Here is a 26,122-nt window from a genome sequence, read left to right as displayed (position 1 = left end):
TTTCATTTCTGGAGATGTCTATTAGGGACTTCCAAATAAAAAAATACTCAACTATTTCTTGTGGGGTGGGCCGAAAAGCCCGCCCATATACAAGGGCGGGCGAGACGCCCACCCCACAATATTGGGTAATTTATTTGTTGGAAGTCCCTTAGATTCTTTCTTCCAAGTAGCGGGAAATTGCATTGTCAAGGGACGGCATAAATTCACCTCGGCTGCTACCAAGAACACTGTAAATTGGGCGGGGAGCAGTTAAACCAAGCTGTTCTGTAGGCACAGAAATCAGATTGGTGACACTGACTCCAGCTTGTTTCGCCGCTAACCGTGCTAAATCAGCCCAAGCGATCGCACTCTTATTCGCCAAATGCCACAGCCCACACTCGCCGTCAATTAATAAATCTAGGCTAGCATGAACTAAATCTGGTACATAAGTAGGTGAAACAATTCCATCCTCTGCGGCAACGAAACTATTACCAGCACTAAGCTGACGCAGGGCGATCGTGACAAAATTATACTCATCCCACGGGCCAAAAAATGCACTAGTGCGAATCACCAGCGCTGCGGGATAAGCTTGCAATACCAGCTTTTCTGCCAAAACTTTGCTGCACCCATATACATTCAGAGGGCTAACAGTATCAGTTTCGACATAAGGATTAGATACAGCACCGTCAAACACCAAATCTGAAGAGAAAGTCAATAGCGGTACGTTATGTTCAGCACAAGCAGCAGCTAGAATCCCTGGTCCTTCGGCGTTCACTTGTATGCAAACATGGGGTTCACGTTCGGCATCGTCCACCCGCACATATCCAGCAGCATTCACAACCGCCCACGGCTTCAACTGGGTAAACATCGCATCTACAGAGGCAGGATCGGTAATATCCATCTCTTGGCGCGTCAGCAAGTGATATGAGATTCCGCGCACTTCGCACAACCGAGCAAAAGCCTTTCCGAGAGTTCCTCTGGCACCAACGATCGCCAGGGGACGGATCAATTTTGGATTTTGGATTTTGGATTTTGGATTATTGGTTGACTCGTCAGTTTTCGAGATTTGGGAATTTTTCCTACGACAACTGACTGCTGGGTATAATAGGCGCTGTTGTCGATGCCACCAGCCAGGGGTTTCAAGTAGCGGATGATTTGGTTGATGGCCATTTGCTAGATGCTGCACCATTTTAGCGATCGCTGTTGGTCGAGGATGTGGCAATTCTTTCGAGGAGACGCTACGCGATCGCAAATCAAATACCCCTGGCTCGTAGTAGCCGTCAGCTTTTGTGACTAAACTATTCCAATCGTAGCTGCCAAGGAGCGCCCAAACAGTTACAGCGCGGATATCTACACCCTCAGCTTGTAATTCTTGCGCCGCATTCCACACTTCATAAAGCCAGCGTAGTTGCTCCTCACGGGTGCAGCTAATATGAGCTTCGGTGACAGCAAGGGGCAGGTGATAACGTTCCCATGTCTCTAATAACAATGTACGTGGGCCTGCCAAACCCTCAGCACAAACTCGCACCGCCTCTACATCTGCATATTTTTCTCGTCCATTACCGCCATGCGTCAAAGGTGGATAATTTTCTATATGCTCATCCAAAAAGCGTTCGCTGGTTAAATAATGGTTAATCCCTATGATGTCAGGGGGACAGGTATTTTGCAAAAATGTCTCAAGTTCCGCCTCACTAATACCACAATTTTGTAAGTAACCCCACATTGAATGATTTGGGTTAATTCGACCGCATAATAAATCAAGGCTCAACCAACGGCGATCGTTCTCAAATTCTGCTTGATATTCTAGTTTCGGTGTACTGTAAATCTTACCTAAATCTTCGGTTTGCACTAGTTGAGCGCTAGGGTTGACTTCCCGGATTGCCTTCATTGCCAAAGCTACTGCGCGACACTCTCCCAACAAAGCCCGCGCGAAAGTTAATTCATCGCGCCCGTGAGGATACCAGTGACCATACATTCCACTAAATCGCGCTGTTGTCAGTGGCTCGTTTACAGGTGTGTAATATGTCACCCAAGGATAGCGATCGGCAACCGCCCGGGCGAATACAGCTAGTTTGTCTGGAAATTCTGCGTCTACCAAACTTGTATCTCGTGGGCCACTACCATGATGCACTAATCCCACAATTGGACAGATGCCGAGTTCTTGCAAGCGCCCCAGTCTTTCATCCGTCCAAGACCAATCGGCATTTTCTAGCCCATTAGGTGCTATCTTCTCCCACAATACAGGGTAGCGGATAGCTTTTATCCCTAGTTCTGCAAACAAATTTAAATCATTTAAGCGGGTTGCATGACCGTTGCGTTCCAACTGGTCTAAATACTCATCACCCACGCGATTAACTGTACACTCGACACCAGCCCACACTTCCAAGGGGAGTTGTGAATTATTCTCTCTCAAGACGTTATTCATAGCGTCTTTATTTGAGTTAAAGACAAAAGTCATAATTTACACAACTAAAGCTTTTATTACTTTTTTAAATTTCCGCGTTTTGATAACAGCTAGGACTTACACAAAATATCTCTCAAACTCTCATTTGTCCGTCTGTCTCTGCGGTATTCCGTAACTCGTGCGTCAGTCCTAAGAATAGACATCTCGAATTAAATATGCGTAATTTGAAACCCTTGTAGAGACGCGAAATTTCGCGTCTCTACATTCATTTTCGGAGATGTCTATTCATTTTCGGAGATGTCTAATGTGTCAAACTAACAATGCTTGGATTAAATAACGAACCGCAGAGGCGCACAGATCACAGAGAGAAAGAGAGAAATATTCTAAGTAGGGACAGGATACTGCCCATAATGCAAACATCACAAAACTCAAGCCTTAACCGCTATTTGTTTATATGTTGCTAAAGCCTGCGCCACACAATGATCCATGTTGAGATACTTGTATGTAGCTAGCCGTCCCACAAAATGCACACCTGATGTTGACTCAGCTAGGGCTTTGTATTGTTTGTAAATTTCCTGATTTTCAGGACGTGGTACGGGATAATAGGGGTCGCCCTCTGCCTTGGGAAACTCGTAAACAATACTAGTTTTGGAGTGTTCCTGTCCGGTTAGGTACTTAAATTCGGTAATCCGAGTATACAATTGTTCGTTGGGATAGTTAATTACTGGCGCAGACTGAAACACAGAGGTGTGATGCGTTTCGTGTTTGAAATCTAGTGAGCGATAGGGTAGTTTACCGTAGCGACAATCAAAAAACTCATCAACTGGCCCAGTGTAAACCATCTCGCGGCAAGGTATAGCCTTCTCGATTTCGCGGTAATCGGTGTTGAGCATTACCTTAATGTTCGGATGATTTAACATATTCTCAAACATCCGGGTAAAGCCGTGCAGTGGCATTGCTTGGTAACTATCTGTGAAATATCGGCTGTCGCGGTTGGTACGAGTGGGAATTCGGGCAATTACTGTTTTGTCAAGTTCTGAAGGATCGAGTCCCCATTGTTTGCGAGTGTAGTTTTTGAAGAACTTTTCATAAAGTTCCTGACCAACTTTACTAATCACTACATCTTCAGAGGTACGGATGTGTTCTCTCGGTTCTGCAACTGACTGAAAAAACTCTTCCGCCTGGAATGAATTGAGGTTCATTCCATAGAGTTTGTTGATGGTGTCAAGGTTAATGGGGATGGGAACAAGTTGTCCATCTACGCTGGCTAGAACGTGATGCTCGTAAGAACGCCAGGGGGTGAACTGTGAGAGATAGTCAAATACTTCGCGGGAACTGGTATGAAAGATATGGGGGCCGTATTTATGTACGAGAATCCCGTGGTCGTCGTAATGGTCGTAAGCATTACCGCCGATGTGGTTGCGCTTGTCTACAACCAATACTTTTTTACCGGAATGTCTCGCCAAACGATCAGCGATAACGCTACCAGAGAAACCTGCACCAACAACTAAGTAATCAAATATAAAGTCTCTGGTAATGATGCTTGGTGCTTCTGGGATATCTGTTGAGATGGGAGATTTCCCATTTTTACCATTAGTTGTAGTATCTGGTGTGGTTGCGAAGCTCTTAAAGAGCGGCTGCGCCAACGCAGAATCTATCAACTGCATCATCGATCCCCAAGTCAGATCCCAAGAAATCTGCTCTAAGAAAGCATCTACCCGACTCAACCATCCTGATGCTGGGGTATCTTCTTGTAATGCTTGTTCGACGGCGGACACGAACTCTTCAGCAGTGTCTGCAATTCGTACTAGCTTCAAGTCTCCATAAGGACGCACCACATCTCGAATCGAGGTTGAGACTACAGGTTTACCTGCGGCTAAATACTCTGGTGTTTTAGTCGGACTAATAAAACGTGTTGACTCGTTTCGCGCAAACGGTAACATTGCCAAATCCCAACCCGCTAGATATGCAGGTAAGTCTTTATAGTCTTTACTACCAAGATAATGAATATTTTCATGCTGTGGCAAAATTGCTGGGTCAATTTTCACAACTGGCCCAATTATCACTAAATGCCAATCAGGACGAGCCTCGGCAATTCCAGCTAGTAATTCAATATCCATCCGCTCATCAATTACACCAAAGAAGCCAAGGCGCGGATGAGGAATATTTGCTTGGTCTGCTGGTTCTTCTTTAAGAGTTCTTCCTTGTCCAAAGTGGGCTACATCTACACTACTGGGAAAGGCATAAACGTTTGGATGGTGATTTACTTTACTTTCGTAGAGGCTTTGTCCGCCTGTAAATACTAGGTTTGCCCGACTAAATAGCTCTGCTTCGTAGTTCTTTAAAGTAGGTGATGCTCCTTTAAAGGCAGACAATTCATCCATGCAATCGTAGATAACAGCTTCAGGTTCTAAATGGCTTGCCCATGCGATCGCCATTGGTGTATAGTACCAACAAATGTACTTAGATATATTATGTTCTGCAAATAACCCATCCAGCAGTACTTTTATATCTGCGTTTATTGCTTCTTCACTTAGACCTTCTGGTAAATATGGAACAACAACTATCACTCCACTTTTGTCTTCACTAACGTCCAATCGCCGCAATGGTTCCTGGCTAAAAATTGGTTCTTCGATAAAGAACACTCTCTTTTTTTGAGCGCAGCGACTTAAAAGATGTTGTGGTCTTTGATAAACAAAATTCCAACGCAAATGAGATAAACAAACTATATCAGGCGTATCGGTAAAAGCTTTTGTTGACCGATACTTTTTGTTGGATGAGGATAAATTTATTGATGTCCCTAACGATGGCAATTTAGCTGTATCGGATGATTTTGCTTCATTTAGTGTTGGTGAGACAATATGACTCACACCATTGTTTTGTACTTGCACTTTATTGCTTGACATAGATTATTAACTCAACTTGCAGAATGTTGGACTAACAAGTTCTCTTTCTCGTAAGAATTAATCTTATTATTTGCTTTTTTTAATTACATATTCATCTATCTAAATATAGTAATCAAAAAATTTTGTATTATTCTTAAGTATTAAAATTATAACGTTAATAGTACTTAATTTTATGTCAAATTTAGCTAAATATATAATTAGATATACGCCAAAGGACTTAGTTAGGCGTTACTTTTGTAAGTAAAGGTTAAAACTAAGTATATTAACAATATAAAAAATACGGAGTACTTAAGTATCTACTATATAAGACTCATATTTGATTTTTGAAAAAAACTCAGTACACCTTTATTCCTTCTTCCCAGTCCCTAGTCCCCAGTAAAGAGTCCCTACGAGTAATTCAGGAATCAAATCGGATTGGTATAGATGTTTTATAGTTACTGCTGAGAAATATCTGATGATGTCTAGTCCAAAAATTATTAATACAATTCTGATATCAAAGCAGTTTAGGCAAGGCTTCCACTAGATTTATCCTTTAACTAATAGGACATTAATAATTAAAAATTCCAAATTAAAGACATTAAAATCTATATTTATCAGAACTTTAGACTTTTTGTTCTTCACCTAAACTAACTAAAATTGTCCAAATATCCGCTTGGGACTGGAACTTTTGAGCAATTGCTGAATAATATGGTTTATTTCGTTTGATTGGATAAAGTCGATTTAAGAAAAAATTACATTTTATTTGGAGTTCTAAACACACCTCAAGAAAGATGGATATTTATCGCAAGGATAAGACTATTGGAGATAGCGTACTTTTCCAGACATATCAAGTTATTTGCACAAGCATCAATCTCGCCAAAAGAATTTTGAGCAAATGCTCTAGTGGAAATACACGCTGGTTTAGCCAAGCTTTCTTAGGAACCGATCATGATTAAACCCCATTGCCGATGCCCCTTATACCATTTCACTTTAATAATGATACAAATACCCTAGTAAGGGCTTGTCTTTGCCATGCCCTTACGATAAATCTATATGTATCAAGGTTTTCGGGAATTGGTATTAATCCTTGGAAATCAAATTGATTTGGAGGCGATCGCCTGGGGTGTCCAAGTGGGGCCTTCGCAACATGGACCATTTGCCGTCCAAATGAGTTTATCCAAGCACATTCGCCGCGCATCCATGTTCGCTGCCCAGGCATGGTAGACAATGTACTCAGTCTGACCATCGGGGCCGACAACGATTGAGTTGTGTCCAGGGCCTTTGACACGATCAAGAAGCGATCGCAGTACCCGTGGCCCCGTTTCGTTACCGAAATCAGAGTAAGGCCCCATCACATGATCCGCAACTCCATAATCTACACCGTAGTCCTCAGTTTCCCAGCGCCCACCACTATAAAAGCAATAATATCGACCTTCATGTTTACGGACACAGGGGCCTTCTAAGGTATGCCAATCAAAATGTTCACCATACATCAATCGGTTGGCTAAAAATCGTTGCCAATCGGAACGCGCCCGTAAGACGACTTTCCCAATACCGCAGAGTTTCGTCATCTCTTGGAGCCGGTCTACAAAGAGGGCAGTGCCAGCCCGCAGTCCGCCCTCTGTGTCTAAAAAATCACGGGCGTAAAATAAGTACCACTGCCCATCATCATCACAGAATGGGTGGGGGTCGATGGCGAAGGAGCAAGAATTAGGGTCTACAAGTGGCTCACCAACATCTTTATAGGGGCCAAAGGGAGTATCGCTGGTGGCAACACGCAACTGATGATTCTTGTCCTCGTGTCCTACAGAGTAGTAGAGGTAGAACTTGCCGTTGCAATAAGCAACTTCCGGCGCCCAAAAATTATCGCCAAGGGAGGGGTCTGGCCGCAACAGGGCGTTACCAAGAAAATCCCAATTGATGAAATCGAGAGAGCCTAATAGAGGAAATACACGCAGTTTGTTAGTAGAATCTGCTATTTCGTCTACCATTCCTTCTGCTTCGGCTGCACCAGTGCCGATCGCATAGTATACACCCTCAAATTCCCAAACAAAAGGATCGGCAAAATAGCCTTTGTAGACTGGATTGGTATAAGTTAACATCTCGGCGCTCGCTATAGCGTGTTAACTCAATTCTTGAGGAAGTGCGATCGCAAAAACAACTATCTTTATGCTGGTTCGCGTCATTTTTACCCTATTAGTACTTGAAATTCACGTAAGTTTCAACCTTTTCTTTTGGCAACTCTTCCACCACCTGACAACGAATCATCTGCCTTAAATTCTCTGGTAGGCTCTCATAATAGTCTCGCCCTAGAGTTAAATCTACCTTCGGCGTGTGTAACCAATGCATAGCATAGCCCATAACTACCATTGGTCTTGGCTGGTTAGTCCGATTTGGTGAACCCCGATGCAGCGCCAAAGGTGTCCGAATCATTGCATCCCCTAGCTGCATATAAAAAGATTCCATCGGAATTTCACCAGTGACAATTTTCTTTAGTCCCTCTTCACGCGGCAAAAGATGCGTACCACGCGCCATCTGGAACGGCCCGTTTTCTGCCGTTACTTCCACAAGTGGGAAGTTAACCGCTAGGGCGTAGAGTGGCGTTACTATTTGATCGGAGAACAAAGGGCGATAGTCCCGATGGATTTCCTGATAATCCGAACCTTGGACTGGCAGATCAACTCCTGACTGAACCATCACATATTCCTGAAAGAATACTCGCTCAAGGATACCCATAATCACCGGATTGGCGAAAACTTCAGCGTTGGCAAAGGGGGAAACCCAAGGCAACGTTAGATAATAACGAGCAATTTCACGGGGAGCCAGTCCACCTGGTTGATTTTGGCGTTCTCGGAATAAATTATCAAAAGCTTTTGCCCATTCGCTAATCAATTCTTTATCAAAAAGACCGCGAATCACACAAATTCCGTCTCGATTCAGGTCTTCGGCAAATCGGTTTAGGTCAATATCCGTATATTTATTTACTGTACCTATACTTTTAACCATTTTCTTCTCCTCGCCAATTCATCATGTTAAAGTCGAATTTAAATCGGACTCTCAATAGCAGTTTTTGCAATTGTTCGTCGATAATAGCGCACCATTTCTGGAATTGACTTATCAGTTTTCCTAGACTTAGGTTACCCAAATCTCTTTGTAGATAAGGCTTTATGTTGATTAGTTTCTAGGGTTTTTCGGTTGGGAGATAAGGTGCAAAATCAGAAATACAGCAATGCTTCTTAAGCCAGTTCACTCCCAAAATTGTGATATTATAAGTCTAGTAAGAGGTGATAAAACTACTGAAGGCAAAAATTGTTGCCTTTGCCGCCAATATGGGAGTTTTCGCCGCAGATTGATACCACAACTGCTGAAAATTAGCTAATTAAGTTTTGTAACGGAGATTTAGCGCCAAACCGGAGCGGAAGTTTCCTTCAATGTGGATTTTGCAAGATACACCCCGCCCCTTAAGTTGATGTTTCAACCCCCAGAATTAGTAAAAAACTTCCAGCATTATGGGGCAATGGGTTAATTTGCAAAACCGAATTCAACATAACTCTTGTGGGGTGGGCGTTTTGTCCTCACAGTATATGCGATATTTTTTTCCTCCCGACTTGGCAAATATTCACTATATGTGTGCCATAATGTCACGAGTCAACAGTCTATACCTAATTTTACCGCCCCAATATTAGGGCGCTTGATGTTTTTATGTTTACTAAGTAAGCGGAAAATATCGTTATGCAAGTACAGGTATAAAGTTATATTGCTTACAGAGAAAGGAGAATAAAAAACTCCTGGAATCTTTCAAAAGAGCCTAGTTTAGTCTAAATCGAAGGCACAAAAAAATTTGTTCTATTGTAGTTACATCTAAGAGGTTTTAATGAAATTGTTGGATATACAAAATCGTAAAGTTCAATTACCCACTAATACAGATAATCAAAGGGTTTCTGGTTTACCAGAAGCTGGGTATCCACGTCCACAGTTACAGCGATCGCACTGGCTAAATTTAAACGGTCTGTGGAAGTTCGCTTTTGACGATGAGGGGCGATGTGTTCAACCAGGCGATATCCAGGCGTGGAGTCATCATATACAAGTTCCCTTCGCTCCCGAATCTACCAAAAGTGGTATTGGTGATACAGGTTTTCATCCAAACTGCTGGTATGAGCGAGAATTTGAAACGCCTTTATGTGACGGCAGATTATTACTGCACTTTGGGGCTGTGGATTATCGCGCCCGTGTATGGGTTAATGGTCAATACATGGTAGAGCATGAAGGGGGACATACTCCTTTCACGCTGGATATTACCGCAGTTTTGAATGACACTGGCATAACGAAAGTAACAGTGTGGGCCCAAGATGATCCTTGTGACCTAGCCAAGCCTAGAGGAAAGCAGGATTGGCAATTGGAACCGCACAGTATTTGGTATCCTCGCACCAGTGGTATTTGGCAAACAGTCTGGATTGAGCGTGTGGGTAAAACTTACATCGATCAAATCCGGTGGAGTCCGGATTTCGAGCGCTGGGAAGTTGGTTGTTATGCTGCGATCGCAGGTGATGCCCCTGCTGGTATCCAAATCAAGGTAAAATTGAGCATTGGCAATACCGTGCTGGCAAACGATACTTATGAAGTGTTTAACGGTGAAATTGGCCGCCGCATTTCCCTTTCCGATCCAGGTATCGACGACTACCGCAACGAATTACTGTGGAGTCCAGAAAAGCCCACTCTAATGAATGCCCACATTGAACTTTGGCATAACAATGAACTTTTGGATGAAGCAAAATCCTATACAGCAATGCGGACTGTGGGGATACAGCGCGATCGCTTTATGCTCAATGGTCGTCCTTATTATTTGCGCTTAGTTCTCGATCAAGGCTACTGGCCTGATTCGCTAATGACAGCACCCGACGATGGGGCATTGCGGCGTGATGTGGAACTTGCCAAAGCAATGGGTTTTAACGGAGTCCGTAAGCACCAGAAAATTGAAGACCCGCGATTTTTATATTGGGCAGATGTGCTGGGGTTGTTAGTATGGGAAGAGATGCCCAGTGCATATCGTTTCACACCTAAAGCAGTGGAACGCACGACGCGAGAGTGGGCTGAGGTGATTAAGCGAGATATCAGCCACCCCTGTATCGTAGCTTGGGTAACTTTTAATGAATCCTGGGGAGTTCCGAATCTGGTTGAAACTGCGGCTCACCGTAACTACGTGTTGGCAATGTTTCACTTAACTAAAACTCTCGATCCGAGCCGCCCAGTGATTGCCAACGATGGCTGGGAAAGTACAGATACAGATATTCTGGCTATTCATGACTACGACACCCAGGCACAGCAATTAGCTCATCGCTATGGGCCAGAAGTGAAGCTATCAGATTTGTTTGATCGGAAGCGTCCTGGAGGGCGCATACTGACACTGGATAACTTTCCGCATCAGGGACAGCCAGTGATGCTGACTGAGTTTGGTGGTATTGCCTATGCTCCTGTTGATAACCCCGATGCAGAGAAAGCTTGGGGATATGAGCGTTGCTCGAATATTTCCGAGCTAGAAATGAAATACGCTTCTCTGCTCGAAACGATTAATAATATCGAGTTATTTAGCGGATTTTGCTACACCCAATTTACAGATACTTTCCAAGAAGCTAACGGTTTATTATACGCCGATCGCACGCCTAAATTTCCCCTACAGGCGATCCGCGCTGCGACCCTTTCAGGACAAGGATTATGTACTCCCACAAGCTGTTAAAGCCGGATGGTCGCCCACTGACCTTATACAGTCGATACCCGATTGCTGAGAATATCATCGCCACTAGCCCTAGTAATGAACCAGTACAGGCAAATCCCCACCTACGCTGGCATCCTTTACGCGGCGAATGGGTTGCTTATGCTTCTCACCGTCAAGGGCGGACTTTCATGCCGCCCCCGGAATATAACCCCCTCGCACCCACTACAAAACCGGAGTTTCCTACAGAACTTCCCCAAGGTAAGTATGATGTGGCGGTGTTTGATAATCGCTTTCCTTCAATGGCTCAAGCGGCACACGATCCACCGCAGTGTATTGTGGAAACATTACCTGCTAATGGGGCGTGTGAAGTGGTGGTTTTTACTCAAAATGCCCAAGCTTTCCTTAGTTCTCTGGAATTGGAACACCTTGATTTGCTCTTAGAAGTGTGGGGCGATCGCACCCGCGTATTAGGAGCAAACCCCCAAATTCAGTATGTGCTGCCATTTGAAAACAAGGGTATAGAGGTGGGTGTAACATTGCACCATCCCCACGGGCAAATTTACGCTTATCCTTTTATACCCCCTGTTCCAGCGCGGATGCTGGCAATGCAGCAGGAGTATTATGAAAAACATCGGCGGGGTTTACTGCAAGACTTGATTTTGAAGGAGATTGCAGACAATCAACGGATTATTTATGAAGATGAGGATGCGATCGCATTTGTCCCGGTATGCGCTCGTTACCCCTATGAAGTTTGGATTGCTCCTAAAGAACCAGTTGGCACTTTTATGGATCTTACCCCAGAGCAACGTTGGGGACTTGCTAAGGCATTAAAAACTGTCACTCTCAAGTATGACGGCTTGTGGAATCGCCCGTTTCCTTACTTGATGGCTTGGTTCCAAGCACCAACTGACGGTTTAGCGCATCCAGAAGCGCATTTACACGCCGAGTTTTTCCCACCATATCGGACAAGCGAAAGGCTGAAGTATCTAGCAGGGACTGAACTCGCAGCAGGGATGTTTGCCAATGATGCTTTACCGGAGGAGAAAGCTAAGGAGTTACAAGCCGTGGTGGTAAATATTGAAGAACCGATTTCGGCGTAAGGGACTGACAAGAAATAAATTATTCCAATAAACGAACCACTCTAGACACAGAGAACGCAGAGAGAAGAAATAGAGAGAGTTTTTGCGTCAGTTTTGGAACATTTTTTTATTTGGAAGTCCCTAAAGAGAAAATAGGGAACTTAAAAAAGGTGCATTTCATAAAGGATGCACCTCATTTTTTTCTATATATTTTCTTGAACTCTAACTAAGACTAATAATATCAAAGATTTTACTAATATTCCTAACTTACAATTAGAGAACTGGTTAGAAAATTATACATAGATTAATTGTACCATTTTGAATATCAACCTTAGACAGACGCAGACAGACGTAGATAAGTTTGATAATCATCTGTATCTATCAATGTTTTTCCTATGAATGAAGAAGTCTCCAAAAAACTAGAGTTAATCAGGCAAACCTTGCGTGACGAAGTGCAAGGCGTGCGTTTGCGCGGTACAGACTGGTTTGCCTGGGCGACAGCTGGCGCTTCTAACACCGTGCTGCTGACTGCTGAAACTGGCGTAGCAGAAGTATTAGTAACTACTGAAGATGCTTGGGTATTGACGGATGAAATTGAAGCGCAGCGTCTTAAGGATGAAGAACTGCCTGCTAATTTTAAGGTGTACGTGAACCCTTGGGCTGATGGTGCCGCGCGTGAGTCTTTTATTCGTGATGTAACTGGTGGCAAAAAAGTAATTAGCGATCGCCCCATCTCCAATTTAGAACAGCCGTTACCCCCATCTCTGCAAATTCATAAACGCGTAATAATGTCAAGTGAATTAGAGCGATATCGGCAAATCGGTCAAAAAGCTAGTCAGGCAATGACAGAAGTACTCAAAGTTGCCAAGCCAACTTGGACAGAATATCAGTTAGCGGGTGCGGGTGCAGAGGCATTATGGGCGAAAGGCTTGCATCCAGCGCTGACACTGGTAGCGGGTGAAAGACGTTTACCGCTATACCGTCATGCTACAGCCACAGCAGAACAAATTGGACGGCAAGCGATGCTGGTGTTTTGCGCTAGAGGTTACGGTTTGTATGCAAATCTGACTCGATTTGTTTGTTTTGGTGCGCTTTCAAACGAACAAGCCCAATTGCATTCCCATGTGCGCGAAATAGAAGCAGTAGTTTTAAATTTGTGCCAACCTGGAACTACTCTGGACATAGTTTATCACGCGCTAGCTCAGGCTTATGAACAGCATGGATTTCCCAATGCCATCCGTGAACATCACCAGGGAGGAACCACTGGATATTTAGCACGAGAAATCGTAGCAAATCCAACTACTAGTGATACTTTGACAGAAGGTGTTGCTCTCGCTTGGAATCCTAGTTTAACTGGGGCAAAGGTTGAAGATACTTTTGTGATTCTCAAAGATGGAAAGTTGGAAAATCTGACTTTTGATCCAAATTTTCCTAATGTTGAGGTAGAAGGAAGATTGCGCCCTGTACCTCTATATAATTAAAAATTATGGATTTTCAACAAGTATTCGGTAAACCACCTGAAACTCAAGCCAGTGCGCCAGGAAGAGTAAATTTACTGGGCGAACATACCGACTATAACGATGGCTTTGTTCTTCCAACTGCGATTCCTCAAAGTACGACGGTACAACTAGGTTTTAGTAGCAATAGCCAGCATCACTTTTACTCGGAAAATCTCAACGAGCAAGTGAGTATTTCAGATATCAATCATCAGCCGTCTGGATTTGCTAGTTATATTTTTGGCTGTATTGAGCTTTTGCAAAAAGCAGGCTATACCATACCATTACTTTCTGTATACGTCAACTCCTCGGTTCCTATGGGTTCGGGTTTATCTAGCAGCGCAGCTTTGGAAGTGGCAACCCTCCGGGCATTACGCCAACTTCTGAACCTTCCCATTGATGATGTTGAAATCGCCCAATTCGCCCAGCAAGCAGAAATTCAATATGCTGGTGTGCAATGCGGCATCATGGATCAGATGGCTTCTAGTTTGGCTGATACTGAACATATCTTATTTTTAGATACTCGGACTTTAGAACGCCGGGTGATGCCTTTGCCTGAGAAAGCGGAGATTTTGGTTATTGATAGCGGTGTACCGCGCACACTTGCCACTAGCGGCTATAACCAGCGTCGGGCTGAGTCTGAGGAGGCGGCGCGATCGCTCAAAGTGAAAGCATTAAGAGATATTACTGATGTTAATATAATAGAAACATTACCCGAACCACTACGGCGTCGCGCCCGTCATGTAATTACAGAAAATAACCGCGTTTTGGAAGTATTGCAGGGAGTAACATCTGAACGCTTTGGCGAATTGATGAACGCTTCCCACGCCAGCTTGCGAGATGATTACGAAGTTTCAGTACCAGCCCTAGATAAGTTGGTAGAAATTTTGCAGAAAACAGAAGGGGTGTTTGGTGCAAGACTGACGGGTGCAGGCTTTGGGGGGGCAAGTGTAGCTTTAGTTAGATCGGGACAGAGCAAAGGTATTGCAATTCATGTCCTTGAACAATACAAGCAAGCGGGTTACAAGGGACGAATTTTGGTTCCTTCTTTGGGATTGAGCGATGCAGCCTAAACCATCTCAAACTCTAATTGATGACTGTTGAGAAAATCATGGGTGAAATGATCCACCACATTTGTATCAGCTAATTCCAAATTATAAAAATCTATAGCTTCATGATCAAAATAGGGGCCAGCGTGCCAAGTACCCTCATGTAGCTTGATAAAACAATTTCCTAGAATGCGGAAAGCAGCAATTTTTTCTAATGCTGGTTCATTCACATCATTATTAGGAGGAGAAACTGCAATTAACCAATCCTTCCCTGACAAAGAACCCAGACATTGAGTACATTGCAGATGGCGAGTCATTTTGTGGAACTTTCGCCCTCTCTTCTCCAACCGCATAATATAAAATCGGGGAATCCCATTTTGCAGATTTAACTGGGCATCTTCCACATCATAAGCTTTGCCATCAAGACTTGCGAAAATCACCTGTCCATAACGCCGAAAGTTTTCAGAAGTCACCCACTGTGCTTGTAATTCTTGCACTGTCTTTGATGTACTCATATCAAAACTTTGAAACGATTACTTAGGTTTATTTTCCGCCAAAATGACTGAGTTTTATACAGTCATAATGGTGAATTCCTGAGTTTAAATGCTCTACATTATTCTGAAAAAATAATCTCAGCTAGCTAGATAACTACGTACTTGTTCTTTTTGCCGTCGTAGAAGGCTGAGAGCTTTTTGCTCTATCTGACGTACCCGTTCTCGACTAATACCCATGCGATCGCCTATCTGTGCTAAAGAAAGTTCATATCCATCAGTCAGACCAAAGCGCAAGGTTAATATTTCTCGCTGCTGGGGAGACAGCTTTGCCAACAAGTCTTGTAAGTCTTGATGCAAAGATTCTTCAACAGCATAATCTTCTGGAGAAGGCCCATCATCCTCTAGTATGTCCTGCAATTCTGTATCTTGTTGTTCACCAACTCGCGCCTCTAAAGAGAAGGGTTGACGGGCCAAGAACAAACACTCTCGAACTTGGCTAGGTGTCAAAGATAACGCATTAGCAATTTCAGCAGTAGTAGGAACGCGACCTAACTGTTGAGATAATTCTCGCTGCACCCGTTTAATTTTGTTCAGTTTCTCAAAGACGTGGATAGGTAAACGAATTGTCCGTCCTTGTTGAGCGATCGCTCGTGTGATTCCTTGACGAATCCACCAGTAAGCGTAGGTAGAAAACTTATAACCAAGAGCAGGATCAAATTTATCCACCCCTCGCTCTAAACCTAAAGTACCTTCTTGAATTAAATCCATAAATTCCAGGTTACGGTGCTGGTATTTTTTCGCCACAGCTACCACTAACCGGAGATTAGCCTGAATCATTTTCTGCTTGGCTTGATGTCCTAAATTTAGCTGTTGCTCTACCACCTCAAAACTTAACTCCACCCGTTCTGCCCATTCTTGCAGCGTCGGTTCGTGCTTTAATTTCATAGCCAATTCTTCTTTAGCAGCTAGTAAATTCATCATCTGCTGCACTTGTTCGGCAAAAATAACCTCTTGTTCACGAGTCAACAAATCTACACGCCCGATTTCTTGCAGATAACTACGCACAATATCATCTGTAGATCGAGGTTTTTTATCTGCGGCTAAACTTTTTTTCTTCGTTTTTTGAACTTCGGTAGGTGGAGATGTTAAGTTGCTCATGGTTATTTGCTCCTCTGTAACCTCATAAATTTATTGGTATCAAGTCTAGATATTCAGACCCATAGCCATTTCACACTGCTAATCAATCAATTGGCAATACTGAAGAATTCTGGTCTATGATACATTACAAGTCAATTATTGGAGATAATAAACCCAAAATCAACCCACTCCCTAATAATAACATCATCAGTAGTGACAAATCAATTACCTCAAGGATCATCACCATGTTTTTTGAACCTATTACACTGATTTATTATTGATATTTGCATATCTGTGAACTTGATTCTTATTAATTTATTTTTGCAATAAACTTGAGAATAATAAAAATTCCCATATAAAATATTTGTTTCCAATAAAGAACTTAAGAAGAATAAATTTCTACATGAGTCGGAATTTAAGATTATTAAAACACAAAATAATGATTTATTTTCATTTGTGCTATTTTGATTATATCTCAATTTGATTTTCATAAAATTTAAAGTTATTAAACATAAAATGCCTATTTTTTACCTCTAGTTTTTTACTAAATAATTCAATCATATTAAGCGTGGTACGTAGAAAAGTAACCATGAAAAAAATAATCAATCGTTCTATAGGCAGGGGAGCAGGGAGCTATTAGCTGGGGGAAAAGAAAAATATCATCTGAATAAATTGGGTAATTTATTCTCTGGAAATCCCTAACTAGGGATTTAGGAGGGCAAAGAGGTAAGTATCCATGATAATTGCTCTTGTGTCATTCTGCACGCAGACATCTGTATTAGGTGCAGTACTATCAATGCAATTACTCTTGACGACATTTTTCTGACTAAAAGTAGTAATATTGGTCACATTAACATCAAGGATAATACTTGGCAAGACAGCAACACCCGCGCCGCGATCGCAAGTAATTATCCTATTGAAGCGAAAAGACTTACGTTTAGGGGTGGGTGGTTGATTATTATGCAGAATAATTTCAATAACAAGATTCCCGACTTATCTAAAAATCGTCTGATATCCTTAATGAGACAATACCTTAAAGCTTCGCCGCCTGCTAGTTTTCACCTTAACTTGACACAATTACACCATTATGAATCCATCCAAATGATTCAGCTATGGCAAAGATTTTTGGGGAAATGCTACTATAGGCGTTTGCTAATCGCATGAGGTACATCATAGCCCCCTCATCGCTTGCTCCTAGTAGGTTGGGGGTGGGCTTCTTGTACCTCACAAGGGCGGAGAATCGCTATATATTGAAGTTTTAACCTAACTCTTCAACCATCACTTTAGTAGATATTGGTTAAGAAAAGCATTCATCTTCATTGCCAAATAAGTCGAAATTAAGTGTCTAACCTGCTTTTATGTTCAGCGTAAATTATCTATATAAATGGCCTACCAATAATTAGTTATCTCTTGCTAAAAAAGTTCTATATCAAAACTTAGTAACTGTCACACTAATACCAGAATCGAGTTTAGGAACCTTAAGATACTCAATTGGCTCAGTACTTTGAGAAGTTTGGCTATTTGTTGGCTTTTGACATTGCTTAAAGAAAGCGTCTGGGTTATTGATGAACTGAAGCGGGTTAATCTTTTGGCATCCTCCCTCCTGCACGCGCGAAATTGGTTCAGAAGTTTGCTTGGGATTATTAGTCTGTCCGGTAAAATTACTCCATGTAGTATTAATCGTGGCTGGTTCCGTCAATAAAACTCCAGTCTGATTGTAATTCCCTGTTGTGATGGGAACATTTTCTTGGTTAGCATAGGCACTCTGGGGGAGAGCAAGTCCACTAATCACAACGACTAAGGCGATAGAAGATAATTTCATAATTCAATGTCTTTACATTTAATGTAAGTTTAATAATGAAAATTAGCTAAATACAGAAACAAAAAAATAGCGGACTAGTTTTAATACTTCAGGCTAACACAGTTAGCAAGAAGTTTAGCTAAACTTCATTAAAAATATAGTGAAGTTTATTTAGTCAGATGTAGACTTGTATCTAAAAGGATGCAGTTGATGTGTCCATGCTCTAACGATGTCGGAATTGGACACTTGTCTGTTCTCTCCTTTCTGCTGCAATTGTGCTAACTCATATTCTTTTAGCCGTATTAATTAACTTAAGTCGGTCAGCGTCAAACTTTGTTCTTGGTATAAACCAGGAATGAAAACAATTCTACCTAGTTTATCTTTCTTGACATAGTTCGGTTTCATTGTGCAAACTTAGTTACTAGGCGTTTATCTCTTCCAAGTGTTACTGTCAAGTTACACACATAATACGCAATACATATTACAAGTAACTGGTTCATTGCTTGTAGGCTGGCACAGTTGTTTTATTCCTTATCCTTAACCAATTAATTCCTTTTGTCTTTTCAGAATCAGCAAAAAGGTAGCAAATATAGTAGCATTTGTATGAATATTTTGTAAAGTTCTCCAATTCAGTTTTATTACGTAATATGATGTTGATTAATAGATGATTAATTAATACTTCCATCACTAGTAACACAATGCTAAGTTAACCAAAACAAATCAGAACTCATCCAAGTAGGGAAAAAACTTTGAGTATTCCTGGTTTTTGTCAGGATAGTATCAAGCAATATCAGGTAAAACTTCGCTGATAAGACTATATTGATAGATGTCAGGGCAAACGTATCTAAAGTAGAAAAATCGTTTAATAGCAAGGGTTTTAATATTTCATTGTTTAGGCAATTTTTTGCTCAATCTCCTTATCCAGCAAGAGTTTTAAAAATACCGTGTGTTCGCCATAATATACATCTGGAGGATAAAAATGGTGCATTTTAGTCTAATATATTCAGTAAATTAGGAGATAGAGAAAGGTTTTGGTGTTCAAAATAATTGACTATTAATTAACTAAATCATTAACGTCTACACCTATTTATCAATTAGCAGGCAAGCAACGCAGATATTACCATAAAAAATTAGACCGCAGTGCTAGTGTCGGTAAAAACTGAGAAATATCTCCTGTAAGTAAATCAACTTCTTTATAAAATTTGTATATATTATGACCAGAGAACCTTTACCACACATTGAAGAAGTAAATATTCAGAAATACTTAGAAGTTATTCAACGGCGTTGGCTACCTCTTGTCGGAATTTGTGGCATAGCTGTTACCCTTGGATGCTTATATGCATTTTCACTAAAACCCTCATACAGGGCAGAAGGAAGTTTGATGATTAAAACAAATCGTTCTTCCTCACTTACAGGGTTATCGGAAGACATAGGACGCTTGGAAGCTTTGAATGTAAACGATAATCCTCTGGAAACTCAGGTGAGAGTTATTGGATCAAATCCAGTGATGGAGAAAACAATTAATTCCCTCAACCTCAAAGATATCAAAGGCAAACTGCTCTTGATTCCCGACTTGGCAAAACAACTAAAAATAGAAGGAATCAAAGGCACTGATGTTGTACAAATTTCTTATAAAGGCAGCAATCCTGAACTGGCTGCCAAAATCGTCAATAAAGTTATCAACAGTTATATCGAGCTAAATATTAAAGCTAATCAGAATGAAGCGCTTACAGCCAAAGAGATTCTTGTAACGGAAGTACCCAAAGCTGAGGAAATCGTCAGAAGAGCCGAATCAAAACTGCGGCTATTTAAAGAAAAAAATAAAATTGTTGTCTTGCAACAAGAAGCAAGTGCAGCAGTTGATACGATTTCCAAATTAGGAAACCAAATTTCTCAAGCTTTAGCTCAATTAGATGATGTCAAAGGTCGTTTAGAACAGTTACGCAGTGAAGCTAAGATAGATTCACAGCAAGGTGTAATCGCATCTGAATTGAGTCAAGCACCTGGAGTTCAGAAAGTGCTTGCCCAACTCCAAGAAACAGAAAGCCAACTCGCACTAGAGCGTACCCGTTTTTCATCTGAACACCCTACAATTACTAACTTACAAGAAAAAATCGTAGCTCTTAAGAGCTTACTAAAAGAGCGGACGGGACAAGTCGCTGGTACAGAGCAGATAACAGAGGGAAGTTTACAGGTTGGACAACTACGCCAAAGCCTAATAGCAGATATTACTCGTGCTCAAGCAGAACGCGTCGGTCTAGAAAGACAAATTGCCACACTTTTGCAACAGCAAGATGCCTATATCAAACGAGCAAATAATTTGCCAAAGCTAGAACAGAGCCAACGAGAGCTAGAACGAAAGTTACAAGCAGCTCAAACGACTTACGAAACACTTTTAAAGAAACGTCAAGAAATTGATATTGCCCAGAACCAAAAGATTCCTAATGCTCGTGTCATTTCCTATGCTTTAACCCCTGATAAAGCGGAAAGTCCTCGCAAAATCCTCTTTATTGTTGGTGGAGGAGGAGTTGGTATTTTCTTAGGTATCATTGTTGCCTTTGGTTTAGACTTAATAGACCGCTCAGTAAAGACCGTCAAAGAAGCCAAAGAAGTCTTGAAATACAGTGTTTTGGGAGTGATTCCGATACAAAGTAGAAATGGTAAAGATCATTCTTCTATAGCAGGACTCGATAGAGCTATTCCCAAAGTCATTGGCAGAGATATTCCTTACTTCCCTCTTGGGAACGCATACCAAGTACTACAAGTGAACTTGAAGTTTCTCCGTTCTGATAAACCGCTAAAAAGCATTGTAATCACAAGTTCCGTTGCTAAAGAAGGGAAGTCTGACGTATCTGCAAATTTAGCTGTGACTATGGCTCAGGCAGGACGGCGGGTCTTGTTGGTGGATGCAGATATGCGTAATCCCATACAGCATCATATCTGGGGGCTAAAAAATGCAATTGGATTAAGTAATGTAATTATTGGAGAAGCATCTTTAGATACAACAGTACAAGAAGTGATGCCTAATCTTGAGGTTCTTACTTCTGGAATTTTGCCTCCTAATCCAGTAGCAATGCTAGATTCTCAACGCATGGCAACATTAATTAGTAACTTTGGAAGAGATTACGATTTCGTGATTTTTGATACACCTCCTTTGTTAGGAATAGCAGATGCTGCTGTTTTAAGTACTCTCACTGATGGGATCTTATTAGTCGTTCGTCCTGGAGTGGTTGACCTTAACAGTGCGAATTCAGCTAAAGAGTTTTTAACTCAGTCTGGTCAGAAAGTGTTAGGGATAGTCATCAATGGCGTGAATACTAAAAATGAAACTAATAATTATTTTTATGACAACAAAAAACGACAAATTGAACAAGATTTAGTATCTAGCAGCTTAACAAAATTTTCAAAAGAGCGTTAAGTTACCCTATAAATTGCGAAAATAACCCTTACTACAAGCATATAAAGCAAGTTTTTTAACGGCAGGAATAAATTAATGGTGTTAAGCAAAAATCACAAGCAATTGGTAAAAACAAAGACTCCATTAGCTAAATGGAAAGGCTCTCTTTACACAAATGCAATAATATTTAAAAATTACGTACAAAACTATGACATATATCAGCAAATTTTATCTTCTCAACAAAGTAATGAATTAGTAACCAATCTTATTAAAGATAGTAAACCTTTTATGATTAGTCGCTTTGGTAGCACAGAAGCTTATTGTGTACATGAATATCTAAAAGGAGCTTACAAGAGATTTATATTTGAGTCAATGTCTAATAACTCTGGTTTTTTTCCAGTAGATGAAAAATATCTAGATGAATTTAGTCAATTTTTTTTAGAATCGTCAAAATCTATAGATGTTTTAGGAGTATGGTTCCAAATTGGAGAGCCGCAAATTATCAGAAAATCTTGCCAAAAAGCTTCTTTGGTTGAATTAAATACACTTGAACCTTATTATCACAACGAGCCTTGGAGCAAAAATATTGAAGGAAAAAAGGTTTTAGTCATTCATCCTTTTGTAGAAACTATTTCATCACAATATAACAACCATAGAAAGTTACTTTTTCAAAACCAGAACATTCTACCTGAATTTGAATTAATTACCTTAAAAGCAGTTCAATCTATGGCTGGAACTCGAACCCAGTTTAATACTTGGTTCGATGCTTATGAGTGGATGTGTAACAAGATTAAAGATGAAGATTTTGACATAGCTATTATAGGATGCGGTGCTTATGGACTTCCATTAGCTGCTTACGTTAAATCTATGGGTAAACAGGCTGTGCATCTTGGAGGAGCAACTCAAATTCTTTTTGGAATTAAAGGCAACCGTTGGGATAAAATTCCGTTTTTTCAGTCTCTTTATAATGAATATTGGGTCAGGTGTAGCCCTGAAGATATTCCTACAAATCCCTCAAAATATCCAGCGTATTGGTAATTATAGTACTGTGTCAAGCTAACAATGCTTGGATTAAATAACGTAGACGCAAAGCGGCTTGCCGCAAGCTACTGCTCCAGGCACAGAGAAGCTAGTGCGTTGTTGTGAGTCCAATACTGTAAGCGGGTTTCCCGCCGTAGGAGCGTCACTCGCAGGGGAGTTCCCCCCCGTTGTAGCACGACACAGGGAGAGAGATATAAAACTTAGTTTACTTAAGCATTGTTGACTTGACAGACTACTAGGTTGTCAAAACTATCTACCTTATCTTTTTGATATGGATAAAAATAATATTAAAACATCTTGTTTAATTAATAATTACAATTATGCTGAATTTGTATCAGAAGCAATTTATAGTGCTTTAAATCAAACAGTTAAATTTGATGAAATTATTATTGTTGATGACGCATCCACAGATAGTTCTGCCGAAGTTATCGCTAATTTTACTCACTTAGATAATGTTAAATTTATCCTAAAACAAAAAAATCAAGGACAGTTATCATCCTTTAACGAAGGGTTCTTAGCTGCAACTGGAGACATTATATTTTTTTTAGACGCAGATGATATTTATGAATCCCAATACTTAGAAACCGCCCTAAATTTTTATAAAATACTTAGTGAATGTGATTTTATATTTTGTGCGTATAAAAAGATTGGAGCAGTAGAAGAAACATTTCAAGCTGATACAGTTGATTTAGATTTGGGTTATTCAGTAATCAGAACTTTATATAGTGGTGAATGGATTGGCTCTATAACTTCAACATTATCAATGCGTAGAGAAATAATTAGAAAATTTTTACCTATTCCCAATATAGAAGATTGGCGTGTAAGGGCTGATGACTGCCTAGTATGGGGAGCTTCTTTGGTAGGGGCTAAAAAGTTTTATATGCCTAAAGCTTTAGTGATGTATAGAATACATTCAAATAATCAGTATCATAACAACAAATTTTTAAACATAGACAACAGCTATGAATACAAGAGATTCTGGAAACGCAATTCCCTATTTAATTACATCATGCAAAAAAATAATTTTAGTTTACCGTTATTATTAGCTTTCACGTCTCTCAATGAGTTAAAAACCATACCATTTCCAAAATATAAAGATTTTGTTTTATATTTAAAAATAATTTTTTTATTTGAACATAGTTTTTATTGGAAAATAAAGGGCATTATTTTATTATTTAGCTACTTTTTGAGAAATATAATGGCTAAAAAACTAAAAAAATGGTAGGAAATAAATAATTTCAACTCTAAATAAATCTATGAGGTTTTGAAATTTAATAAATAAAAAATGCTTGATGTTTGTATTAATAGATAATGTCACATGATTAATTTATAAAAATAATGTTAAGTAAATTAAAATTTCAAAACTTATCAAAATTTAAATCTCGTTCTGGGCTGCGTGCAATTATTGCCAATACAGGTTGGTTGTTTGCTGATCGTATTCTCCGTATGGGTGCAAGCTTGGTCATAGGAGTATGGATAGCACGTTACTTAGGAGTACAACAGTATGGTCTGTTTAACTATGCTTTAGCTTTTGTTAGCTTATTTAGCCCTATTTTCACTTTAGGACTAGACGACGTAGTAGTTCGTCATATTGTCCGTCAATCATCAAAGAAAGAAGAAATTTTAGGAACCACTTTTTGGCTAAAGTTGCTGGGTGGAATTGCTTCTGTTTTATTGACAGTTGGCACTATGTTTTTCTTAGGTGAGCATGAAACACTGAAAATATGGCTAGTTGCAATTTTAGCAATGGCAGGAATTTTTAGGGCGGCTGATACTATTGAACTATGGTTTCAATCACAAGTACAGTCAAAATACACTGTGATCGCTAAAAATATAGCGTTTCTACTAAATAGTATTATCAAAATCGCACTAATTTTAACAAAAGCACCATTGTTAGCTTTTGCTTGGGTAACATTAGCAGAATTTGTGATGAGTGCAATTGGCTTGCTGATTGTTTACCAAGTGAAAGGGTCTTCGTTATGGTTATGGCGTTGGAGTTTTTCTGCTGCAAAAACTCTTATGAAAGAGAGTTTACCTTTAATTTTTTCGGGGTTCGCCATCATGATTTTTATGAAAATAGATCAGGTCATGTTAGGCCAAATGATTGGAAATACTGAGGTTGGGATTTATTCTGCTGCTGTCCGAGTTTCTGAAATTTGGTATTTTATTCCGGGGGCTATTGTTTCTTCTGTTGCTCCTGCAATTTATGCAGCTAAGGAAAAATCAGAAAGTCTTTATTATCAGCGAATAAGACAATTACTCAGTCTAATGACATGTATATCTTTTGGAATTGCTCTGCCAATGACATTCCTATCTGACAAGATAATTACGGTGATGTTCGGAAGTGGATATGCAGAAGCAGGAACAATACTAGCAGTTCATATTTGGACTTCTTTATTTGTATTTATGGGTCTTGCAACAACACCTTGGTTTATTGCTGAAGGTTTGAACCATGTTTCTTTAGGTAAAACTTTATTTGGGGCTATATTAAACATCGTTCTCAATTTATTACTTATTCCTAAATATGCAGGACTTGGGGCTGCTATCTCAACAATAATATCTCAAGCTGCTGCTACTTTTGTGTGCAATGCATTTGATTCAAGAACACAAAAAATATTTCAGATTCAGGTGCGATCGCTTCTTCCATTTTATAAATATTGATCGTTTTTACCTAACCTTTGCATATTAAGTTCATTACCCAAGTTAATTAAATATGGAAACCCCAGTAACTTTTATTATTTTCAAGCGTCCACAAACAACAGAGAAAGTTTTTGAAGCTATTCGCCAAGCCAAGCCAACAAAACTTTTTGTAATTGCAGATGGTCCGCGCACTGACCGCCAAGATGAAGCAGAAAAGTGTGAAGCAACTCGGGCAATTATTGAAAGAGTTGATTGGAACTGCGAAGTTATCAAAAATTATTCTGATATCAACTTAGGTTGTGCAAAACGAGTATCTAGTGGCTTAGATTGGGTATTTAATAATGTTGAAGAGACAATTATCTTAGAAGATGATTGTATCCCTGACCCAACATTTTTCCGATTGAGTGAAGAACTGCTAGAAAAATATAGAAATGATACCAGAGTTGCCACAATCTCTGCTCAAAATCTTCAATTTGGACGAAAACGCACAAATTACAGTTACTATTTTTCTCGCTACAACCACTGCTGGGGTTGGGCAAGTTGGAGACGTGCTTGGCAACATTATGATTTGACGATCAAACTCTGGAAAGAGGTACAAGCAGAAAACCTTTTACATGACATTCTTGTAGACCCAAAAGCAATAAGTTATTGGCAACGAATATTTCAGTCTGTTTATAATAATCCGACAGGTATAACCTGGGATTATCAATGGACATTTGCTTGCTGGATACAAGGTAGCTTAAGCATTATTCCCAACGTCAATTTAATCTCTAATGTTGGTGTTGGTGTCGATGCGACTCATTTCACTTCCAACCAAGAATTTTCGTTCATTAATATGTCGATGCAAGCGATGGAATTTCCCTTAAAACATCCACCGTTTATTGTAAGGAATATAGACGCAGATAATTTTACACAAAATACAGTCTATAAAGCAACTGTATTGGATATTTTTAAAGAGGAAGTAAAGAAAAGATTGAATTACTCAACGATAAAAAAATAGTGATATA

General features: G+C 40.3%; 17 protein-coding genes. 9 read left to right on the top strand and 8 right to left on the bottom strand.

Annotated elements, in window-relative coordinates; all coding sequences use genetic code 11:
- Window positions 1–148: 148 nt before the first annotated feature.
- The 4 genes from V7K32_RS09805 to V7K32_RS09790 form a co-directional block, all read right to left on the bottom strand.
- Complete coding sequence (locus tag V7K32_RS09805) at window positions 149–2,404, bottom strand: family 1 glycosylhydrolase (protein ID WP_334992578.1); 2,256 nt, start codon at window positions 2,402–2,404, stop codon at window positions 149–151.
- A 407-nt stretch (window positions 2,405–2,811) separates the two neighbouring features.
- Complete coding sequence (glf, locus tag V7K32_RS09800; protein WP_334992576.1) at window positions 2,812–5,289, bottom strand: UDP-galactopyranose mutase; 2,478 nt, start codon at window positions 5,287–5,289, stop codon at window positions 2,812–2,814.
- A 1,073-nt stretch (window positions 5,290–6,362) separates the two neighbouring features.
- Entirely contained in the window at window positions 6,363–7,370 is a 1,008-nt protein-coding gene (locus V7K32_RS09795; protein ID WP_334992574.1) for a glycoside hydrolase family 43 protein, read from the bottom strand.
- A 94-nt stretch (window positions 7,371–7,464) separates the two neighbouring features.
- The gene (locus tag V7K32_RS09790) at window positions 7,465–8,274 is read right to left on the bottom strand and encodes a phytanoyl-CoA dioxygenase family protein (protein WP_334992572.1); all 810 of its coding nucleotides are present in this window, start codon (window positions 8,272–8,274) and stop codon (window positions 7,465–7,467) included.
- An 868-nt stretch (window positions 8,275–9,142) separates the two neighbouring features.
- On the opposite strand from V7K32_RS09790, the gene V7K32_RS09785 reads away from it, so the two are divergent.
- The 4 genes from V7K32_RS09785 (at window position 9,143) to galK (ending at window position 14,629) form a co-directional block, all read left to right on the top strand.
- A complete protein-coding gene (locus tag V7K32_RS09785) occupies window positions 9,143–11,002 on the top strand; it encodes a glycoside hydrolase family 2 protein (protein WP_334992570.1) in 1,860 nt (619 codons plus the stop codon).
- Window positions 10,981–12,081: a galactose-1-phosphate uridylyltransferase gene (gene galT / locus V7K32_RS09780; protein ID WP_334992568.1), complete on the top strand. Its 1,101-nt coding sequence runs from the start codon at window positions 10,981–10,983 to the stop codon at window positions 12,079–12,081. The genes V7K32_RS09785 and galT overlap by 22 nt, the downstream gene beginning before the upstream one ends.
- 374 nt (window positions 12,082–12,455) lie before the next feature.
- Window positions 12,456–13,541: a M24 family metallopeptidase gene (locus V7K32_RS09775; RefSeq protein WP_334992566.1), complete on the top strand. Its 1,086-nt coding sequence runs from the start codon at window positions 12,456–12,458 to the stop codon at window positions 13,539–13,541.
- A gap of 5 nt (window positions 13,542–13,546) precedes the next feature.
- Window positions 13,547–14,629 carry a galactokinase gene (galK, locus tag V7K32_RS09770; protein WP_334992564.1) on the top strand — a complete coding sequence of 361 codons (1,083 nt, stop codon included), beginning with the start codon at window positions 13,547–13,549 and terminating at the stop codon, window positions 14,627–14,629.
- Here the strand turns inward: galK and V7K32_RS09765 are convergent.
- The 4 genes from V7K32_RS09765 to V7K32_RS09755 all read right to left on the bottom strand — a co-directional run bounded on the left by V7K32_RS09765 (window position 14,626) and on the right by V7K32_RS09755 (window position 18,058).
- On the bottom strand, window positions 14,626–15,120 hold the full coding sequence (locus V7K32_RS09765; RefSeq protein ID WP_334992562.1) for an ureidoglycolate lyase: 495 nt from the start codon (window positions 15,118–15,120) through the stop codon (window positions 14,626–14,628). The genes galK and V7K32_RS09765 overlap by 4 nt on opposite strands.
- Before the next feature lie 117 nt (window positions 15,121–15,237).
- Window positions 15,238–16,257, bottom strand: a complete 1,020-nt coding sequence (locus V7K32_RS09760; RefSeq protein WP_334992560.1) for an RpoD/SigA family RNA polymerase sigma factor — start codon at window positions 16,255–16,257, stop codon at window positions 15,238–15,240.
- A 681-nt stretch (window positions 16,258–16,938) separates the two neighbouring features.
- Window positions 16,939–17,145, bottom strand: a complete 207-nt coding sequence (locus tag V7K32_RS28705; RefSeq protein ID WP_442938718.1) for a DUF3172 domain-containing protein — start codon at window positions 17,143–17,145, stop codon at window positions 16,939–16,941.
- A gap of 520 nt (window positions 17,146–17,665) precedes the next feature.
- Window positions 17,666–18,058: a hypothetical protein gene (locus V7K32_RS09755; RefSeq protein ID WP_334992558.1), complete on the bottom strand. Its 393-nt coding sequence runs from the start codon at window positions 18,056–18,058 to the stop codon at window positions 17,666–17,668.
- A 1,192-nt stretch (window positions 18,059–19,250) separates the two neighbouring features.
- On the opposite strand from V7K32_RS09755, the gene V7K32_RS09750 reads away from it, so the two are divergent.
- From V7K32_RS09750 to V7K32_RS09730, 5 genes are all read left to right on the top strand, one after another.
- Window positions 19,251–21,455: a GumC family protein gene (locus V7K32_RS09750; protein WP_334992556.1), complete on the top strand. Its 2,205-nt coding sequence runs from the start codon at window positions 19,251–19,253 to the stop codon at window positions 21,453–21,455.
- Between the two features lie 75 nt (window positions 21,456–21,530).
- Window positions 21,531–22,472, top strand: coding sequence for a hypothetical protein (locus tag V7K32_RS09745; RefSeq protein ID WP_334992554.1), 942 nt, complete (start codon window positions 21,531–21,533; stop codon window positions 22,470–22,472).
- 274 nt (window positions 22,473–22,746) lie between these two features.
- Complete coding sequence (locus tag V7K32_RS09740; RefSeq protein ID WP_334992552.1) at window positions 22,747–23,700, top strand: glycosyltransferase family 2 protein; 954 nt, start codon at window positions 22,747–22,749, stop codon at window positions 23,698–23,700.
- Between the two features lie 113 nt (window positions 23,701–23,813).
- A complete protein-coding gene (locus tag V7K32_RS09735) occupies window positions 23,814–25,136 on the top strand; it encodes a flippase (protein WP_334992550.1) in 1,323 nt (440 codons plus the stop codon).
- Window positions 25,137–25,188: 52 nt separating this feature from the next.
- Window positions 25,189–26,115: a glycosyltransferase family 2 protein gene (locus tag V7K32_RS09730; RefSeq protein ID WP_334992548.1), complete on the top strand. Its 927-nt coding sequence runs from the start codon at window positions 25,189–25,191 to the stop codon at window positions 26,113–26,115.
- Window positions 26,116–26,122: the final 7 nt, after the last annotated feature.

The organism is Nostoc sp. (assembly GCF_036917635.1).
Lineage (GTDB): Bacteria > Cyanobacteriota > Cyanobacteriia > Cyanobacteriales > Nostocaceae > Nostoc.
This window is presented reverse-complemented; position numbering and strand designations above follow the sequence as displayed.

Bases quoted from the DNA above. Each gene is read 5' to 3' on its own strand.
- V7K32_RS09805 (WP_334992578.1), bottom strand. From the start codon at position 2,404: ATGAATAACGTCTTGAGAGAGAATAATTCACAACTCCCCTTGGAAGTG.
- glf (WP_334992576.1), bottom strand. From the start codon at position 5,289: ATGTCAAGCAATAAAGTGCAAGTACAAAACAATGGTGTGAGTCATATT.
- V7K32_RS09795 (WP_334992574.1), bottom strand. From the start codon at position 7,370: ATGTTAACTTATACCAATCCAGTCTACAAAGGCTATTTTGCCGATCCT.
- V7K32_RS09790 (WP_334992572.1), bottom strand. From the start codon at position 8,274: ATGGTTAAAAGTATAGGTACAGTAAATAAATATACGGATATTGACCTA.
- V7K32_RS09785 (WP_334992570.1), top strand. From the start codon at position 9,143: ATGAAATTGTTGGATATACAAAATCGTAAAGTTCAATTACCCACTAAT.
- galT (WP_334992568.1), top strand. From the start codon at position 10,981: ATGTACTCCCACAAGCTGTTAAAGCCGGATGGTCGCCCACTGACCTTA.
- V7K32_RS09775 (WP_334992566.1), top strand. From the start codon at position 12,456: ATGAATGAAGAAGTCTCCAAAAAACTAGAGTTAATCAGGCAAACCTTG.
- galK (WP_334992564.1), top strand. From the start codon at position 13,547: ATGGATTTTCAACAAGTATTCGGTAAACCACCTGAAACTCAAGCCAGT.
- V7K32_RS09765 (WP_334992562.1), bottom strand. From the start codon at position 15,120: ATGAGTACATCAAAGACAGTGCAAGAATTACAAGCACAGTGGGTGACT.
- V7K32_RS09760 (WP_334992560.1), bottom strand. From the start codon at position 16,257: ATGAGCAACTTAACATCTCCACCTACCGAAGTTCAAAAAACGAAGAAA.
- V7K32_RS09755 (WP_334992558.1), bottom strand. From the start codon at position 18,058: ATGAAATTATCTTCTATCGCCTTAGTCGTTGTGATTAGTGGACTTGCT.
- V7K32_RS09750 (WP_334992556.1), top strand. From the start codon at position 19,251: ATGACCAGAGAACCTTTACCACACATTGAAGAAGTAAATATTCAGAAA.
- V7K32_RS09745 (WP_334992554.1), top strand. From the start codon at position 21,531: ATGGTGTTAAGCAAAAATCACAAGCAATTGGTAAAAACAAAGACTCCA.
- V7K32_RS09740 (WP_334992552.1), top strand. From the start codon at position 22,747: ATGGATAAAAATAATATTAAAACATCTTGTTTAATTAATAATTACAAT.
- V7K32_RS09735 (WP_334992550.1), top strand. From the start codon at position 23,814: ATGTTAAGTAAATTAAAATTTCAAAACTTATCAAAATTTAAATCTCGT.
- V7K32_RS09730 (WP_334992548.1), top strand. From the start codon at position 25,189: ATGGAAACCCCAGTAACTTTTATTATTTTCAAGCGTCCACAAACAACA.